This window comes from Mycobacterium paraffinicum (assembly GCF_025822865.1).
GTDB lineage: Bacteria > Actinomycetota > Actinomycetes > Mycobacteriales > Mycobacteriaceae > Mycobacterium > Mycobacterium paraffinicum.
The window spans coordinates 66,551-82,799 of sequence record NZ_JACKUR010000012.1; the positions used below are offsets into that span (position 1 = coordinate 66,551).

A 16,249-nucleotide genomic window follows, 5' to 3' on the forward strand; every position below is an offset into this window, starting at 1 on the left:
ACTCGTGCGCACGAGGCCTTACTGCGGGTGGGTCGCCAGGTAGTCCCCGACCGGGATCGGTGACGGCGCCGCGTAACCGACGGGGAGCAACACGTCGCCGGCGGTGGTGACGTAATAGACGTCCCACCGGTAGTAGGTCGGGAACGCGGCCGGGTCGGCTGCGATCAGCGCCGCGTATTGGTCGACCGCCTGGACGTATTCGTGTGCGTGGTTGTAGCCGTAAATGGCGCGGTCGGGGTCGTTGGCGAAGCCGTTGGCGGCCAGGAAGCGGCCCGCCGCGATGATGCTGTCGCGCGGCGAATTGATATCGCCGCCCTGGCCGTAGGTGGCGAACGTCGACGGCAAGAACTGCATGGGGCCCTGCGCGCCGGCCGTGCTCGCGCCGTTGATGCTGCCGAAGCGGGTCTCGACCAGGTTGATCGCGGCCAGGTAGTTCCAGCCGACGCCGGTTTCCGCTTCCGCCGGGTGGTAGTCATTCGTCAGCTCGTCAGCGGGTACGGGAGGTTCGATCCGCCACGCGGGCAGCGTGTCTTTGGCGGGCGTCATCGCCTGAAGCTGGCGACGGGCATCGAGGTTACGGTCGTAGACGCCGCCCAGCTCCGGCGGGATGCGCGGCCGGGTGATCGAGTCCCATTCGGGGTGCCGCCCAATGGCGCGGTACGCGGCCTGCTCGCGGTGCGCTGCCGCCGTCAGTGCCGGCTCCGGCGTCGACGGGTCACGCAGCGCGCGCTCGTCCGCGACCAAATCGTCGGCCAACTGAGCCGGGTCCGACGCCAGTTGCGGCTGGGCGCCAAGGGGCGGATTCGGTGCTGCGGCAACGGTTCTCGATGCGAGCGGTGCGGCGCCCGCCGACGCTGCGGTTGAAGCGTTCGTCGGCGTTGCATTGGGTTTCACCGTCGGGGACCAACAGCCGACGACTAGGAACATGATGGCGCCGAGAAACACCGGCGCGGTCGCGGCGACTGTCGGGTTACGGCTCACTGGAGTCACTTCCGTCGATTTTGCCCGGAATAGTCTTTCGCATCTGACCGCCTGACATCAATGCCGTGGTCCGTATCGGCCGGGGTAGATCGCCTTAGGCAGTGCCCTCAAGGCGGCCCTGAAGTGCGAAATCTCGTTGACGGCAACCTGCTTCACACCGAGCGGAGACTGGCGAAATCTCGGGGCAGACCGGGAAATCCCCACGAGTTGCGGGTGGCCGCGGCTTATTCCAGACTTGAGAATCACCTTCCCAGCAGAGTGGACAAGCTACATGCGTGACGCCGCGGCTGAACCGACCGAGAGACCAAACAGGATTCGCCGAGCTTCGGCCCCGGCAACGCCCAAGCTCATCTCCCGTCTCGTTCGTCCAGCGCTGCTTACCGCGGTGGTGACGGTGCTGGTCGCCGCGCCGGACACCCGCCCTCTGCTGCCACCGGGCTGCGCAATCGGGTGGACGATGGCCGGGCATGTGGTGATTTTCGTGCCCGACTGCACGCATCGGACGCCGTCGCCACCATCCCCGCCGGACGGACCGCCGCCGGGTCCCGTTCCACCTCCGGCTCAGTAGGCGGCGGAGCGCGGTGCGACGACGATCGGAAACCCCGGGTCGGCGGTTGTAGCGTTCACGCCGCGGGTGGCCGGGCGTCAGACCGGGATCGCGCTCAGACGCTCAGGGTTTCGGAGCGGCGGAATCGCTATTGGGGCCGTCGGAGAAAGTCGGAAGTTGCACCGGTTCCGCATCGTGGCTGGCAGGTGACACGACCTCCGGCTCGTAGCGATGTGAAAACAAATCGGACGATGTCATGGAGCGGGTCCTCAAGTTAGTTTGGCTTCAGCCCAAACGTGGTTGGCTTGGGGCGAAGGGCGATCGATTCGTGGATCTGCTCATCTCCACAAGAATTTGGCTTCTCGGCAGCGCGAACGCGGACTGCTGCTACCAATCTACACGCCAGAGTTCGCAAAGACGTTGCGCCGAGCGCCTGGCATTCATCGACCCCGAAAACCGCGGCCCCTTGTACCCCTGCGGAAGTAGGCTGGGAGACCCCTTAAACGTGCTGTGGGCTGGTGGGAAACGACCCACCAGCCCACACGGTCGAACTCGCACTAGACGGCGGTTACTCCGACTGCCTGGGGACCCTTGGCCCCCTGCTCGACATTGAACTCAACTCGTTGGTTTTCCTCCAGCGACCTGTAGCCGTTTCCCTGGATTTCCGAGTAGTGGACGAACACGTCAGCCGCGCCGCCGTCCGGAGCGATAAAACCGAAGCCTTTTTCGCTGTTAAACCACTTCACAGTTCCCTGTGTCATACCTTCAACTTCTCTCATTTTGAACGGATGCCGACGGGCATCCCGGGCAAGCGTACCACGTGGGGTGGCTGGGAACTGTAATCAACTGTGCCAGAGGGATTTTCATGCCTCATCATATGGCTGGTGGGCGACCAATCGGGGAGTCTCGACTGCCTCCGCTACGAGCCCGATTATGGAATCGGGGCCTGCGCATTGCGCCAGCTCGACGGGGCATGCAACTGCCGGTGCTGCGGCTGGCTCCCGGCGAGTCTGGCCGTGCTCGGCGGCGCTCGCGGCGGTGTCAAGAACGCTGTGTGGTCGGCGGGAGGCGGCAGTGCGGGTGCGCCGTCATCGGTCCGTATTGACCGGGGCTTGTGACGCCGTCCCGACGCGCTCAAACTGGTTGATATGCGCGACCGCGAGACCATCGATTCAGAATTGCGGCGCATCGCGCTCGGGCGACGAGCGGTCCGAGAGCACGGCGGCGAGCCGTCGTCCCGAGAGGTAGACGAACTGCTCGACGAGCTCCTGGCCCACAGTGCCGGGGCGCCCCTTCCCGCTGCGGCGAAAGCCTGCGCAACCAATGCTGCAGCGAACGCCGGGTCGAGGGGCGGCGGAATCGGCACCACGGTTCGCCGGCGTAAGGGCGTGCCGCGGCATTTGGGCCTGCTCGCGGCGTTGCCGCTATCTCTGGTGGCCCTCGCCGCGGCGGTGGTGATGATGTTTTCGCTCCACCGCCAGGACTCACCGGCGCAGCAGGAAGAAACACCGCCGTCGGCCGCGCCTGCGCCCAAACCCGTTGCGCCGCAAGCACCCACTCCGCGCATCGAGATGGCCGACGCGGCGTTCATCGCCGCGTTGAAGCACGAAGGCGTACCGGTCCCCAGCCGCGAGTACGTGATAACCCAGGGTCACGCGGTATGCGATTTCCTGGCGCGCCAACCCAATTTTGCGGATGCGGTCGAATTCGTGCAGCGATCCTCGATTTGGGACGCCAACCAAAGCACCGAAGTCACCGCGGGTGCCATCGTCGCGTACTGCCCTCAGTCTCAACCCGCCACCCCGGCTGACTTGTCGCCGGCCTACCAGAGCGCTCTCTCCGATCTGCAGGCAATCGAGGGAAAGCTGCAAGGCATCCAAGGGGACCTGCAAGGCATCCACCGAGATCTGGAGGGCATCCCAGGCCCTCCATGATCGGGGTGGTCGTCCTTCGCCCGGCCAGGAAATTGCCGTGCGGAGCCCCCCGAATTCGCCGACTGGTTTTGCGTTGAGTTCGCGCAAAAATGGCTACTTCGGCCTCTTCCGTAGCAACGGGGTCGGGACTACGATTTCCCTGCACGGAGACATGTGATGCTCAGAATGGCTAACCGTTTGGCACTCATCGGCCCAGCCGTATTGGGGCTGGCGGTCACCACGACGTCTTTGTTGCCGGCGGTAAGTAGGGCCGCGGAATGTGGCGAAGGCACCGTCTACGACGCGCCATCCGATACCTGTGTGGTGCTCGCGCAGGCGACCCAACCGGTGGCGCCGCCACCGGCGGCCCCACCGCCACCACCGCCCCCCGCAGCCCCGCCGCCGCCCGCCTGGGGTGGCTATTACGGCCCCCGGCCATACGTCTCTGCCAGCATTTGCGCGCCGATTCCAATCATCCGTATCTGCGCGGGAATCTGACAGCGCCGACCGGCGGCGATGCCTAGCGGTCTCGGTAGACGTCACACGCTGAGCGGAGCCCCCTGTCAGGATTGAACTGACGACCGCTCGCTTACAAGGCGAGTGCTCTACCACTGAGCTAAGGAGGCGGGATCAAACCGGTCCAAGCCTAATCGGTCACTCGCCGCTGTCGATGATGCGCGTGGAGCGCACCGCCCGGGACGAAGGACGCCGCCGGCCCGGGAGCGGTATGCGGTCGGCGATGTTGCTCAGCGGGTTCACCACCATGGTGAGCGCGACGACCGCGTCCTGCAGCGTCGCGATCGCGGGCTCCAACGCTTCCATGCCGGGGGTCAGCCGTGCCAGGGTGTCGGCGACGTCGGCGAGCTGGTCCAGCGGCCCGTTCTTCGCCGTCAGCTTGTCGACCAGACCACCCTCGGCCAGCAGCCGGTCTGCCAGCCCATCCTCGGCCAGCAGCCGCTCGATCAATCCGTCCTCGGAGACAAGCTGATCGGCCAGGCCACCGGGCTGCAGCGTGCGGTGCAGACCGCCGCCCTCCGCGGTAAGGCGGTCCAGCAGACCGCCGTCCGACGTCAGCATGTCGACGACCCCGCCCGGGCGCAGCAGCCGGTCGATCGGCCCGTCCGGCGCCACGGCCCGTCCCAGTGGCGCATCGTCGTCCAGCAGCCGGGCGAGCCGGTTGGCGCGAACGATCGCGTCGTCGATTCCCAGCATGGAAGTCATCGCGTTCGTTCCGCCGGTGCCGCCCTCACCCAACGCCCGTTTCGCCACCCCGACCGCCGCGGTTGCCACGGTCAGGCCGGCGTCCGCGGCGGCGAGCCCGACACGTGCCGGGGCGGTCGCGGCCAAGACGATCCGTGCGGCAAAGTTCATTCCACGAGTTTATTCGCGACGCGACCGCGTCGACCCCCGCAGGTCCAGGCGGTTGCGATCATTCCTGGCAGACTACTATCAGAGTGTTGGCACTGAGCTTTCAGCAACTACACAATCTTTACATAGGAAACGTTCAACAAGAGGCGAGAATCTGATGACCGCGGCAACCCCAAGTGAAACGAAACCGGAGGCTCGTGTCCTCGTGGTCGACGACGAGGCCAACATCGTTGAGCTGCTCTCGGTGAGCCTCAAGTTCCAGGGTTTCGAGGTCTACACCGCGACCAACGGCGCCCAAGCCCTGGATCGGGCCCGGGAAGCCCGCCCCGACGCGGTGATTCTGGACGTGATGATGCCCGGCATGGACGGATTCGGGGTGCTGCGGCGCCTGCGTGCCGACGGCATCGACGCCCCGGCGCTGTTCCTGACGGCCCGTGATTCACTGCAGGACAAGATCGCCGGACTGACCCTGGGCGGCGACGACTACGTGACCAAGCCGTTCAGCCTGGAGGAGGTCGTCGCCCGGTTGCGGGTCATCCTCCGGCGCGCCGGCAAGGGCGGAGCGGAGCCCCGCAGCGCCCGGCTGACCTTCGCCGACATCGAACTCGACGAGGAGACCCATGAGGTGTGGAAGGCCGGCGAACCGGTCTCCCTCTCGCCGACCGAGTTCACGCTGCTGCGTTACTTTGTGATCAACGCGGGCACGGTCTTGAGCAAGCCCAAGATCCTCGACCACGTGTGGCGATACGACTTCGGAGGTGACGTCAATGTCGTCGAGTCCTACGTGTCGTATCTGCGTCGCAAGATCGATACCGGGGAGAAGCGGCTACTGCATACCCTGCGGGGCGTGGGCTATGTGTTGCGGGAACCGCGCTGAGCCCGCGCTCTTTCATCAGCGTTAGCGAACAATGATTCACATGGCCAAACAGCATCGACGCGGATTGCCGCTCCGGGTAGGCCTGGTCGCCGCCACTCTGGTGCTGGTGGCGTGCGGGCTAGCGGTCTCCGGCATCGCGGTCACGTCGATCCTGCGGCACAGCCTGGTCACCCGGATCGACCAGACGCTGCTCGACGCCTCGCGCGGTTGGGCGCAGAACCCGCGGCGACAGTCACCGCCGCCCTACGAGGGTCCCGACCCGGGCCGGCCGCCGTCGAAGTTCTACGTACGGGGCGTCGGCATCGACGGGACTCCGTTCACCGCCATCAACGACCGCAACTCCGAACCGGCATTGCCGCCCAACAACGACGTCGGCCCCAATCCGACGACGCTGCCGTCGGTCAACGGGTCCGACATCTTGTGGCGAGCGGTGTCGGTGCGCGGCCCGCACGGCCTGACGACCGTGGCGATCGACCTGTCCGATGTCCAACACACCGTCAGCTCCTTGGTCTGGTTGCAGATCGGCATCGGGGTGGCGGTGCTGGTCGTGGTCGGCATCGCCGGCTTCGCGGTCGTGCAGCGCAGCCTGCGGCCGCTGTCCGAGGTCGAACAGACTGCCGCAGCGATAGCCGCCGGCCAGCTGGATCGCCGTGTCCCGGAACGGGATCCGCGCACCGAGGTCGGCCGGCTGTCCCTCGCCCTCAACGGAATGCTTGCGCAGATCCAGGAAGCGCTCGCGTCGTCGGAGTCGTCGGCCGAGAAGGCCCGCGGTTCCGAGGAGCGGATGCGACGGTTCATCACCGACGCCAGCCACGAGCTGCGCACCCCGCTGACGACCATCCGGGGCTTCGCGGAGTTGTATCGGCAGGGCGCCGCGCGCGACGTCGCCATGTTGTTGTCGCGCATCGAAAGCGAAGCCAGCCGGATGGGGCTGCTGGTCGACGACCTGCTGCTGTTGGCCCGCCTGGACGTGCAGCGACCGCTCGAGCACAACCGGGTCGACCTGCTGGCGCTGGCCAGCGACGCCGTGCACGACGCGCAGGCGGTGGACCCCAAACGCACGATTGCCATGGAAATGCTCGACGGCCCTGGCACCCCGGAGGTGCTCGGGGACGAACCGCGGATCCGACAGGTGCTGAGCAACCTGGTCGCGAATGCCTTGCAGCACACCCCGGAGCGCGCCGACGTCACCGTGCGGGTCGGCACCGAGGGGGACGACGCCGTGCTCGAAGTGGCCGACAAGGGTCCCGGCATGACCGAGCAGGACGCGTCGCGCGTGTTCGAGCGCTTCTATCGCACCGACTCGTCGCGGGCACGTGCCAGCGGCGGTACCGGACTGGGGCTATCGATCGTCGACTCGCTGGTGCGTGCGCATGGCGGCGCCGTCACGGTGACGACCGCGCCCGGGGAGGGCTGCTGTTTCCGCGTCACGCTGCCACGCGTCAGCGAGGTGCCGGCGCAGGAGCCGGTTCACGCCAATTGAGCCAGGGCGGCCTTGATTTTGGCCTGCGCCTCGTCCAGGGACTCCGGTGACGGGTTGCGGTCGACGTTGGCGAAACCGAAGTCGCTCAGGCGGCGGGTGGGGAACACGTGCACATGGAGATGGGGCACCTCCAGCCCGGCGATGATCACCCCCGCCCGCTCAGTCTTGAAGGCCTTGCACACGGCCTTGCCGATGAGCTGACTCACGCTCATGATTCGGGTGAACGTCGCGCCGTCGACCTCCTGCCACTGGTCGATTTCGGCCCGCGGCACCACCAACGTGTGCCCTTGGGTCATGGGCTCGATCGTCAGGAACGCGACGACGTCGTCGTCCTCGTAGACGAAGCGGCCGGGAAGCTCACGGTTGATGATCTTGGTGAAGATCGACGCCATGGCCCCAAGCATAGGGGCGACGCGGTCCTCGCCTCGGGCCGCGCCCGCCTCAGTCCTCCTGGCCGAACTCCATGACGTCGAGGTTCCAGTAGCCCCGCATGTTGGTGATCAGTCCCGCTTCGTTGACCTTGTAGGTGAACACGCCACGCACCTTGCTGGTCATGCCGCCCTCAAACTTGCTCTGCAGCACCAGAATATGAGCGATTTCGTCGGGTGAGCTGGACGGGAAAGTCTCCTCGCAGGTGATGGTCAGCTGGTTCTTGGCGATGTTGTTGTCGAAAAACTCGCCGACGGCTGCCTTGCCGCGCACGCCGGTGCCGTCGGGGTTGGTGACGGACTTGCCGATCGGGTCCTCGATGAGCACATCGTCGGTCATCAGCGCCAGCCAGCCGTCCCGATCTTTGGCTTGTGCGCAGCGCCATGATGACTGCGACGCGGTCAGTGCCGGGGATTGGGCGGTTTGCGTCATGGTTATCTCTCCTGTCACTAGATTGCGCACGCGGCGCGCGCGCCTTCCTCGGTGGCCTTGCGGATCAGCCCGAGCCCGGTGCAGTCGCCGGCGGCGTGCACCTGAGCGCCGGGCAGGGCGGCGACCAGCGCGTCGAACATCGTGGCGTCGGGTTCGAACGTTCCGGCCAGCACGACGCTGTCGGCCTCCAGTCGCCGGGCGGTGCCACCGGCCGGGGTGAACACCACCGCGTCGGTTGTGATCCGTTCCACGGTGGCCCGCACATGCACGGTGACGCCCAACCGGTCGAGGCGGTCCATGTGTTCAGTCTTGCGTTTGTTGCCCACCTCCGGGGCGATGTTCTTGCCGGGTTCGAGTATCGACACCAGCCGGCCCCGGCCCGCCAGGAATTCGGCCAGTTCCAGGGCGACCAGGTCTCCGCCGATGATGGCGACCCGCCGTCCGACCGGCATCCAGGCGCGGCTGGCCATCCGGATCGCTGCAGGCCGCACCAGCCGCTGCCGCCACCCGCCCAGCGCGGAAGCCCCCAGCCGTTGCCAGCCCGGTGCGCCGGATTCGGCTCGCCCGCCCAGCAATTCGCGCAACCCGGGCCCGGTGTGTACGTGCGGTAGATCGGATCCGGGGATCGCCGGCACGGCGACCCTGCCGCCGGTCGCCACCACCACCGCATCCGGGCCGGCATCGACGACGTCTTGAGACGAAACCGATTGACTCAGGCGGACTTCCACGCGGCTGAGCTTGATCTCCTCGCGCAGGTAGCGCAGGAAAGGCTCATTCTCCGGATGCAGAACCGCCGCCCAGCGCAGCGCGCCGCCCAACGCGGCGCTGCGTTCGAACAGCGTGACGCGGTGTCCCCGTTCAGCGGCTACCCGGGCGGCCTCCAGACCGGCGGGCCCGCCGCCGATCACCACCACGCGCTTGGTGCGCGCGGCGGGAGTCGCCGCCATTTCGCGCTCCTTGCCGGTGCGTGGATTGACGGCGCAGTCGACAGAGAAGCGCAGTTCCATTGCATCGATGCAGTTTTCACAGGAGATGCACTTACGGATCCGGTGTGCCTGCCCGTCGCGCAGTTTGCGCGGCAGCTCGGGGTCGGCCAGCAGCGGACGGCCCATAGCGATGAAATCGGCCCGTCCGTCGGCCAGAATCCGTTCGGCCAGTGCCGGATCGTGGATGCGGCCGACGGCGATCACGGGCACGTCGACCACCTGCTTGACCGCGGCCGCGGCACCGACGTTGAGCCCGTCGCCGTCGTCGGCACCGTTGACCATCCCGGTCACCAGCCGGTCGATCACCCCGCCGCTGACGTGGAACGCGTTGACACCCGCTGCCATGAACTCCGGCGCCAGCTGCGCGGTCTCGAAGATCGGCCGGCCACCCGCGATGCGTTCGTAGCCCGAGATGCGCAGCGTGATCGGCAGGGCGTCACCGATCTCGGAACGGATCGCGGCCAGCGCATCGAGCACCACCCGCGCCCGGCCGCGCGCCGAATCACCGCGATAGTCGTCGGTGCGGCGATTGCGTTGCGGCGCAAGGAACGAGCCCAGCATCATGTAGCCGTGCGCGGCGTGCAGCTCGATGCCGTCGTACCCGGCCTCGACCGCACGCCGCGCCGCGGCCTTGAACAAGTCGAACACTCCGCACAGCTGTTGCTTGCTGATCTCGACCGACGGGCGCCCGGTGAGGTAGGACGGGATCACCGACGGACCCAATGACGTGACACCGAAGATCTCGGGCCCCAGGCCATCGGGACCGGCATGCACGATTTGTGGCTGGATCTTGGCCCCGTGCTCGTGCACCACCTCCACGAGCGCCCGATGCGCGTCGACCGATTCGTCGGTGGCCAGGTGCAACCCGCCGGGAGTCTCCGGGTGCTGGTGGTCGATCCCCGTGGCGCCCAGCGTGATCAGGCCGACGCCGCCCTTGGCGCGCGCGGCGAAGTAGTCGCGGGTGCGCTCGGACGGCAGCCCATCGGGCGTGCCGTACATGGTCTCCATCGGAGACATGACCACGCGGTTGCGCACCGTCATGGCGCCGATCTGTCCCGGCGCCAGCAGGTGCCCGAACCCCGTCACTCGGGACCCAGTCGGTTGGGGTGGCTGTTACCTGTCGGCGTCCGTGTACCGGATGACGCCGCGAATGTTCTTGCCGTTCAGCATGTCCTGGTAGCCCTCGTTGATCTGCTCCAGGCGGTACTGGGTGGTGACCATGTCGTCCAGGTTGAGCTTGCCGGCCTTGTACATCGACAGCAGCTGCGGGATGTCGTACTGCGGGTTGCCGCCGCCGAAGATGGTGCCCTGCAAGTTCTTCTGCATCAGGGTGAGCATCGCCAGGTTGAGGTTGACGTTGGTGTCCAGCAGGCTGCCGATGGCGGTCAGCACGCAGGTGCCGCCCTTTTGGGTGATGTTGAGGTAGTTGTCGACGTCGGCGCCGTGCAGCTCCCCGACCGTGACCACGACCTTGTGGGCCATCAAGCCGTAAGTGACCTCCATGATGCCCATCAGCGCCGCGTTGATGTCGGGATAGACGTGGGTCGCACCGAATTTCAGCGCCTGGTCGCGCTTCCATTCGACCGGGTCGATCGCGAAGATGTAGCGTGCGCCGGCGTTGACGGCACCCTGCAGCGCTGCCATGCCAACCCCGCCGACACCGACGATGGCGACGTCCTGGCCCGGCCGGATGTCGGCGGTGCGGACCGCCGAGCCGTACCCGGTGGTGACGCCGCAGCCGACCAGGGCGGCAACCTCGAAGGGGACCGACGGGTCGATCTTTACCACGGAGCTGCGGTGGACCACCATGTACGGCGAGAACGTGCCCAGCAGCGTCATGGGGAAGACGTTCTGGCCTTTTGCCTGGATGCGGAACGTGCCGTCGGAGACGGCGGCACCGCCGAGCAGTCCGGCCCCCAGGTCGCACAGGTTGCGCATGCCAGCCTGACACGTCGGGCACTGCCCGCAGGACGGGATGAAGGACAGCACCACGTGGTCGCCGGGGGCGATGTCTTCGACGCCCGGACCGACCTCGGTGACGATGCCGGCACCCTCATGCCCGCCGAGCACCGGGAAACCGGCCATCGGGATTCCGCCGGTGACGAGGTGATGATCGGAGTGGCACATGCCGGCCGCTTCCATCTGGATCTTGACCTCATGCGCTTGCGGGTCGCCGATCTCGATTTCCTCGATGGACCAGGGCTGGTTGAACTCCCAGATCAGTGCGCCTTTTGTCTTCACGATGGTCCTGACCCCATTTCGCCTTTGAATCGATCAGAGCTGGCCGGCCCCTTCATGCCGGACAACTTGGTGACGGGCGCCACAGGCACCCTTGTCGCGTCAGCATAGCGCGTGCAACAAATCAAATGCTTGGTTGGTCCGCCACTGGCTGCGGTCACCAGATCGGCACCGGTGCCTGGCCGAGTGGGTAGTAGCCCGGCAGCTTCTCCCCGGCGATGCTGCGCTCGATCCGCTTCTGCATGCCGGAGCTGAGGTCGCCGGACTCGATGAGCTTGCCGAACATGTACGCGACGTGACCGAAGTCGAAGAAGTCCCGCTGCCACTCGATGAGGTTGTCGGCGTTGAGGCGGAACCAACTGCCGCCGATGCCGTAGATCTCGTCCCGGGTGCCGTCGGACTTGTTGACGATCTGCTTCCAGAACCCGACGATCTCGCCCTGCTTCTCGTCGATGAGCACCTTCTGGTACTCGTACACCCAGTTCTCCAGGCCCTCCATCTCCAGGCCTAGGGCGATGTCGCGGATCTCGTCGATGCCGACGCACATGACGTCTTCCTTGGGGCCGATGTTCCAGCCGTAGGTGGCGTCCTGGGTGTAGAAGTCCGCCAACGGCCGCCAGTCACCGGCCTTCTCGCAGTCCTTGTTGGCCTGCAGCCAGCGGTCGACCCATGCCTCGAGTTCGTCGCGTGACGCCATTATTGGTCTTCTTTCTCTTTGATGAACAGTGCATGCGTTGGGCACAAATCGACCGCGCGCTCGACTTCGTCGCGGGCGTCTTCGGGCGGTTCGGGGTCGATGATTTCGACCTTGCCCCGCTTGGGCACCCGGAAGTAGTCCGGCGCCTCCAGTTCGCACATGGCATGGCCCTGACACAAATCCAGATCGGCTTCGATCCTGAATCCCATGGAAGAACCTACTTCTGGCGCTTGCGGTAGCGGACTTTTGCCGGCCGGGCGAGCTGGACGACCATCTTGGAGTGATCGTTGTGGTAGCTGTCGGCAGGCTGCGCCATCTCGAATTCATACTCGCGCAGCAGAACCGAGAAGATCGCCTTGATCTGCATCTGGGCGAAGGCGGCGCCGACGCACCGGTGTCGCCCCGCGCCGAACGGAATCCAGGTCCACCGGTTGACGATGTCGGCCTGCTCGGGCTTGTTGTAGCGGTCGGGCTTGAACGCATCCGGATCGGGGAAGTCCTCGGGGATGCGATTGCTTATCGCCGGGGACGCGGCGACGTAGTCGCCCTTGTGGATTCCGAAGCCCTCGACCTCGAACTCGCCCTGGGCCACCCGCATCAAGATGATCAGCGGCGGGTGCAGCCGTAGGGTCTCTTTGACAACGTTGTCCAGCTTCGGAATCGACCGCAGCGCATGGAAACTCACCTCTTGGCCGTCGGCGTACAGCTCCTCGAGTTCGGCCAGCACCTCGGCGTACACATCGGGGTGGCGGATCAACTCGATCAACGTCCACGCCGAGGTCCCCGAGCTGGTGTGGTGCCCCGCGAACATCAGCGAGATGAACATGCCGGTGACCTCGTCGGCCGAGAATCGGGGATTGCCGCCTTCGTCCTTGATCGAGACGAGCACGTCGAGCATGTCGCGGTCGCCCTTGTCCTTCGGTGGATTGGCCAGCCGCTGGTCCATGATCTCCTGTACCAGCGCAACGAGTTTGACGCGCGCCTCGTCCCGTCGTTTGAAACTGTCGATCGGCAGGTAGGGATCGACGTAGCACAGCGGGTCGGTGCCGCGTTCCAGCTCGTGGTAGTACTCCGCGAACCGGTGGTCGAGCTGCTCACGGAATTTCAGCCCGATCAGGCAGGCGGTCGAGGTGTAGATGGTCAGCTCCGCGAAGAAGTCGAGCAGCTCGATCTCGCCCTCGTCGCCCCAGTTGGCGATCATCTTCTTGACTTCGCCCTCGATCGTGCTGGCGTGGCCCTTCATCTGCTCGCCGCGCAACGCCGAGTTGTGCAGCATCTCCTTGCGCCGCTCGGGGCTGGCGTCGAAAACGACGCCCTTGCCGAAGATCGGCGTCATGAACGGGTATGCCTCGGCCTGGTCCAGATCCTCGTCCGCGGAGCGGAAGAAGAATTCGTTGGCGCCCGCGCCGGACAACAGGATGACGTGCTTGTCGACCAGCTGGAACCAGCCGACGTCGCCACACTCTTCCCGGACGCGCTTCATCAGACCGATTGGGTCGGTGCGGAATTCCTCGAGGTGACCGTGCTCTTCCTCGCCGCCGGAAACCCGCGGCACAATCGCGGTGGTTGTCATGACGGCATCCCCTCCTCGCCGAGTGCGAGCTTCTGTCGATCTTTCTTGTCGGCCAATGGGGCTTCGGGCTGAAGCTCCATGTTCGCGATGAACCCGCCGCGCGGTGTCTCGGCGACGAACGTGATGGCGCGCGCCAGGTCCGCCGCACGCAGGAAGTAGTCATGGCGGGCCTGGCCCCACTTGGCCCAGTCCTCCAGTGCGGGGCCGATCTTCTCGGCCGGCAGGCTCCAGCCCATCGAGGTCTTCGTCGGGCCGGGGTGCACGATCGAGGCCCGCACGCCGGTGCCTTCGAGCTCCATCTGGAAGTTGGTGACCATCGCCACGAGTGCGGCCTTGGCCGCGCCGTAGGCGCCCATGTGTGGCCGCTGGCGCAGGGCCACGTCGGAGCCGACGAAGATCAAATCGCCCCGCTGGCGCTCCAGCATTCCCGGCAGCACCGCGGCGGCCAGCCGGTTGGCGCCGACGAGGTGGATCTGCAGTTGCGACTCGAACTCGTCGGTGGTGATCTCGGCGAGTTTGCCGAAGTACGTGTCGCCGGCGCCGGCCACCAGCACCTCGATGTCGCCCAGTGCGTCGACCGACTGCGCAACAAAGGATTTCACCGAGTTCGGATCGGTGACGTCCAGGTGGAATCCGACCGCCTCGCCTCCTTCGGCATTGATCTTGCCGACGATGTAGTTGAGCTTCTCGACCCGGCGCGCGCCCAGCGCGACCGGGAAGCCGTGTGCCGCAAGTTCGATGGCGGTAGCCTCTCCGATGCCGGACGAGGCGCCGGCCACGATGGCCGGCCGGCGTTCGGGCAGGGGGTCAAAGCGGGGCATTCAGCGGACCTCCACGGTCATTGGTAGGTGAGCGAATCCGCGGACATTGCTGGAGTGGACGCGGACGGCGTTGGCCTCGTCCACCTCATATCCGCGGATTCGCTTGAACAACTCGGTGAGCGCGACCCGGGCTTCCATCCGCGCCAGATGCGCGCCCAGGCAGAAATGTGCGCCACTACCGAAACTCAATAGTTTGGGGCCGATTTCGCGGCCGATCAGATAGTCGTCGGGACGGTCGAAGACCCGCTCGTCGCGGTGGCCGGAACCGGGCAACAGCAGCAGGACGTCGCCCTCGGGAATAGTGGTGTCGTACAGGGTGAGCTCCCCCGACACCGTGCGGGCCAGGATCTGGCTGGACGTGTCGTAGCGCAGGGTCTCCTCTACCCACAGCGGCACCAGCGACAAGTCGGCGTAGACCGGGGTCAGCTGTTCGGGGTTCTTGTGGCCCCAAAACGCGGCGTTGGCAAGCAGTTTGGTGGTCGTCTCGTTGCCGGCTATCACCATCAGGAACATGAAGCCGAGGACTTCCTCGTCCGTGAGCCGGTCGCCGTCGATCTCGGCTTCCAGCAGCGCCGAGGTCAGGTCTTCCGTCAGCTGCTTGCGCCGCTCGGCGACCATCCCCTGGTAGTAGACGATCAGGTTGATGGATGCCTCGACGGCCTCCGGCGGCACGTCGGTGACGCCCTCCGCGCGGTGCATCACCCCGTCGGCCCAGGCGCGCACCTGAACTCGATCCGGTTCGGGGACACCCATCAACTCGGAGATGACGTCCATGGGCAGCTTCCCGGCGAACTCGTCGACATAGTCGACGGTGCCGTCCGCTGAAGACCTGGCCTTCTCCAGCATCGTGTCGAGGTGTTGTGTCGCGATCTCGGTTACCCGGGGTTCGAGTTCGCGAATCCTCCTCGGTGTGAAGCCTTTTGACACCAGCGTCCGCAGGCGCAGATGGGCGGGATCGTCCATTGCCAGAAACGACATCGTCTTGGAAGCGTGCGGGCCGCGCGATGCCGGATCCAGCGAGACGCCGTACTTGTTGGATAGCGTGGTGCTGTTTCGGAACCCCTGCAGCACATCTTGGTGCCGCGATAACGCCCAGAACTTCAGGTCCTCGTTGCGATACACAGGGGCTTCATCGCGGAGGCGCTTGTAGTACGGGTACGGGTCCTCATGGAAGTCGTAGTCGTACGGATCAAGGACCAGCTCGTGGTCGCCAACATGGATGGTCATTCGATGTCTATCTCCTGGCTCGTCTCTCCGGCGCCGGTGAGTATCAGCCTGACCACATAGGCCAGCCGGTCGGCGATCTCGCGATAGGTGAATTCGCCGCTGCCGGCCTGAACGAGCGCCCCGAAGAACGACATCTCCAGTGCGGACACGGCGGTGGGGTCGGCGTCGGGGCCGATCGCGGACGTGATGCGGCGGTGGATCTCCGCGCCGATCCGGTCGCGTGCGGCCCGCACCGCGGGCTCGGCGCCTCCGCTGAGTAAGGCCGTCGTGCACGCGGCGCTGACTTCTGGCTCATCGGCGACCACCAGGGCCAGGTGGCGCAACACCTGTTCCACCCGGGTGGGCATCGGGTCGTTGACGTCGGTGAAGTAGGGGACCTGCCGCACCAGGTCCAGGTAGACCTCGGCGATCAGGTGGTTCTTCGACGAGAAGTAGGTGTAAGCCGTGGCCGGGGCGACTTTGGCGCGGGCCGCCACCGCGCGCACCGTCAGGTCGGCGTACGACTTTTCGCGCAGCGTTTCGATGCCCGCCGCGAGCACCTTCCGGAAGGTCTCCTCCTGGCGGCGGTTTCGCGCGGGCCGGCCGGTCTGGTGCTCGGCCTGAGACGTGATCGTCACCAGTGCATCGCTGGACACATGTCCAAGCTATCGGACCGACTCCGCCGGAAGCAAGACCGA

Annotated in this window: 15 protein-coding genes, 1 tRNA gene and 1 pseudogene; 3 read left to right on the forward strand and 14 right to left on the reverse strand. The window is 66.1% G+C overall.

What is annotated here, in order from left to right:
- Nucleotides 1-18: 18 nt before the first annotated feature.
- Both H7J89_RS02270 and H7J89_RS02275 read right to left on the reverse strand, forming a co-directional pair.
- Nucleotides 19-927 (reverse strand): lytic transglycosylase domain-containing protein, encoded by a 909-nt coding sequence (locus H7J89_RS02270; protein WP_264036281.1) that lies wholly within the window; start codon nucleotides 925-927, stop codon nucleotides 19-21.
- A 1,158-nt stretch (nucleotides 928-2,085) separates the two neighbouring features.
- The gene (locus H7J89_RS02275; protein WP_007166408.1) at nucleotides 2,086-2,289 is read right to left on the reverse strand and encodes a cold-shock protein; all 204 of its coding nucleotides are present in this window, start codon (nucleotides 2,287-2,289) and stop codon (nucleotides 2,086-2,088) included.
- 387 nt (nucleotides 2,290-2,676) lie between these two features.
- Between H7J89_RS02275 and H7J89_RS02280 the strand changes: the two genes are divergently transcribed.
- On the forward strand, nucleotides 2,677-3,462 hold the full coding sequence (locus tag H7J89_RS02280) for a DUF732 domain-containing protein (protein ID WP_264036097.1): 786 nt from the start codon (nucleotides 2,677-2,679) through the stop codon (nucleotides 3,460-3,462).
- A gap of 533 nt (nucleotides 3,463-3,995) precedes the next feature.
- Here H7J89_RS02280 and H7J89_RS02285 read toward each other — a convergent pair.
- Together H7J89_RS02285 and H7J89_RS02290 are read right to left on the reverse strand one after the other, a co-directional pair.
- Nucleotides 3,996-4,067 (reverse strand) — tRNA-Thr (locus tag H7J89_RS02285).
- Between the two features lie 28 nt (nucleotides 4,068-4,095).
- Nucleotides 4,096-4,812 carry a hypothetical protein gene (locus tag H7J89_RS02290; RefSeq protein WP_264036099.1) on the reverse strand — a complete coding sequence of 239 codons (717 nt, stop codon included), beginning with the start codon at nucleotides 4,810-4,812 and terminating at the stop codon, nucleotides 4,096-4,098.
- Between the two features lie 154 nt (nucleotides 4,813-4,966).
- Here H7J89_RS02290 and phoP point away from each other — a divergent pair, with 154 nt between their 5' ends.
- Both phoP and H7J89_RS02300 read left to right on the forward strand, forming a co-directional pair.
- A complete protein-coding gene (gene phoP, locus H7J89_RS02295) occupies nucleotides 4,967-5,686 on the forward strand; it encodes a two-component system response regulator PhoP (protein WP_067201572.1) in 720 nt (239 codons plus the stop codon).
- A 40-nt stretch (nucleotides 5,687-5,726) separates the two neighbouring features.
- Nucleotides 5,727-7,185 (forward strand): annotated as a pseudogene (locus tag H7J89_RS02300) (sensor histidine kinase).
- On the opposite strand, the gene H7J89_RS02305 reads toward H7J89_RS02300, so the two are convergent.
- The 10 genes from H7J89_RS02305 to H7J89_RS02350 all read right to left on the reverse strand — a co-directional run bounded on the left by H7J89_RS02305 (nucleotide 7,157) and on the right by H7J89_RS02350 (nucleotide 16,207).
- Nucleotides 7,157-7,561 carry an HIT family protein gene (locus tag H7J89_RS02305; RefSeq protein ID WP_264036106.1) on the reverse strand — a complete coding sequence of 135 codons (405 nt, stop codon included), beginning with the start codon at nucleotides 7,559-7,561 and terminating at the stop codon, nucleotides 7,157-7,159. The pseudogene H7J89_RS02300 and the gene H7J89_RS02305 overlap by 29 nt on opposite strands.
- Before the next feature lie 49 nt (nucleotides 7,562-7,610).
- The gene (locus H7J89_RS02310) at nucleotides 7,611-8,030 is read right to left on the reverse strand and encodes a ketosteroid isomerase family protein (protein ID WP_264036108.1); all 420 of its coding nucleotides are present in this window, start codon (nucleotides 8,028-8,030) and stop codon (nucleotides 7,611-7,613) included.
- Between the two features lie 17 nt (nucleotides 8,031-8,047).
- Nucleotides 8,048-10,102, reverse strand: a complete 2,055-nt coding sequence (locus tag H7J89_RS02315) for an FAD-dependent oxidoreductase (RefSeq protein ID WP_264036109.1) — start codon at nucleotides 10,100-10,102, stop codon at nucleotides 8,048-8,050.
- Nucleotides 10,103-10,129: 27 nt separating this feature from the next.
- Nucleotides 10,130-11,257 (reverse strand): NDMA-dependent alcohol dehydrogenase, encoded by a 1,128-nt coding sequence (locus H7J89_RS02320; protein WP_264036113.1) that lies wholly within the window; start codon nucleotides 11,255-11,257, stop codon nucleotides 10,130-10,132.
- Between the two features lie 154 nt (nucleotides 11,258-11,411).
- Nucleotides 11,412-11,951, reverse strand: a complete 540-nt coding sequence (locus H7J89_RS02325) for a nuclear transport factor 2-like protein (protein ID WP_264036115.1) — start codon at nucleotides 11,949-11,951, stop codon at nucleotides 11,412-11,414.
- On the reverse strand, nucleotides 11,951-12,160 hold the full coding sequence (gene fdx / locus H7J89_RS02330) for a ferredoxin Fdx (protein WP_264036117.1): 210 nt from the start codon (nucleotides 12,158-12,160) through the stop codon (nucleotides 11,951-11,953). Before fdx ends, H7J89_RS02325 begins: the two co-directional genes overlap by 1 nt.
- Nucleotides 12,161-12,168: 8 nt before the next feature.
- On the reverse strand, nucleotides 12,169-13,524 hold the full coding sequence (gene cyp51, locus H7J89_RS02335; RefSeq protein WP_264036119.1) for a lanosterol 14-alpha demethylase: 1,356 nt from the start codon (nucleotides 13,522-13,524) through the stop codon (nucleotides 12,169-12,171).
- Nucleotides 13,521-14,345 (reverse strand): SDR family oxidoreductase, encoded by an 825-nt coding sequence (locus H7J89_RS02340; RefSeq protein WP_264036121.1) that lies wholly within the window; start codon nucleotides 14,343-14,345, stop codon nucleotides 13,521-13,523. Before H7J89_RS02340 ends, cyp51 begins: the two co-directional genes overlap by 4 nt.
- The gene (locus H7J89_RS02345) at nucleotides 14,346-15,572 is read right to left on the reverse strand and encodes a cytochrome P450 (protein ID WP_264036123.1); all 1,227 of its coding nucleotides are present in this window, start codon (nucleotides 15,570-15,572) and stop codon (nucleotides 14,346-14,348) included.
- Nucleotides 15,569-16,207: a TetR family transcriptional regulator gene (locus tag H7J89_RS02350; RefSeq protein WP_264036125.1), complete on the reverse strand. Its 639-nt coding sequence runs from the start codon at nucleotides 16,205-16,207 to the stop codon at nucleotides 15,569-15,571. The genes H7J89_RS02345 and H7J89_RS02350 overlap by 4 nt, the downstream gene beginning before the upstream one ends.
- Between the last annotated feature and the right edge of the window lie 42 nt (nucleotides 16,208-16,249).

Coding starts and splice junctions, on each gene's coding strand:
- H7J89_RS02270 (WP_264036281.1), bottom strand. CDS start 927: ATGTTCCTAGTCGTCGGCTGTTGGTCCCCGACGGTGAAACCCAATGCA.
- H7J89_RS02275 (WP_007166408.1), bottom strand. CDS start 2,289: ATGACACAGGGAACTGTGAAGTGGTTTAACAGCGAAAAAGGCTTCGGT.
- H7J89_RS02280 (WP_264036097.1), top strand. CDS start 2,677: ATGCGCGACCGCGAGACCATCGATTCAGAATTGCGGCGCATCGCGCTC.
- H7J89_RS02290 (WP_264036099.1), bottom strand. CDS start 4,812: ATGAACTTTGCCGCACGGATCGTCTTGGCCGCGACCGCCCCGGCACGT.
- phoP (WP_067201572.1), top strand. CDS start 4,967: ATGACCGCGGCAACCCCAAGTGAAACGAAACCGGAGGCTCGTGTCCTC.
- H7J89_RS02305 (WP_264036106.1), bottom strand. CDS start 7,561: ATGGCGTCGATCTTCACCAAGATCATCAACCGTGAGCTTCCCGGCCGC.
- H7J89_RS02310 (WP_264036108.1), bottom strand. CDS start 8,030: ATGACGCAAACCGCCCAATCCCCGGCACTGACCGCGTCGCAGTCATCA.
- H7J89_RS02325 (WP_264036115.1), bottom strand. CDS start 11,951: ATGGCGTCACGCGACGAACTCGAGGCATGGGTCGACCGCTGGCTGCAG.
- fdx (WP_264036117.1), bottom strand. CDS start 12,160: ATGGGATTCAGGATCGAAGCCGATCTGGATTTGTGTCAGGGCCATGCC.
- cyp51 (WP_264036119.1), bottom strand. CDS start 13,524: ATGACAACCACCGCGATTGTGCCGCGGGTTTCCGGCGGCGAGGAAGAG.
- H7J89_RS02340 (WP_264036121.1), bottom strand. CDS start 14,345: ATGCCCCGCTTTGACCCCCTGCCCGAACGCCGGCCGGCCATCGTGGCC.
- H7J89_RS02345 (WP_264036123.1), bottom strand. CDS start 15,572: ATGACCATCCATGTTGGCGACCACGAGCTGGTCCTTGATCCGTACGAC.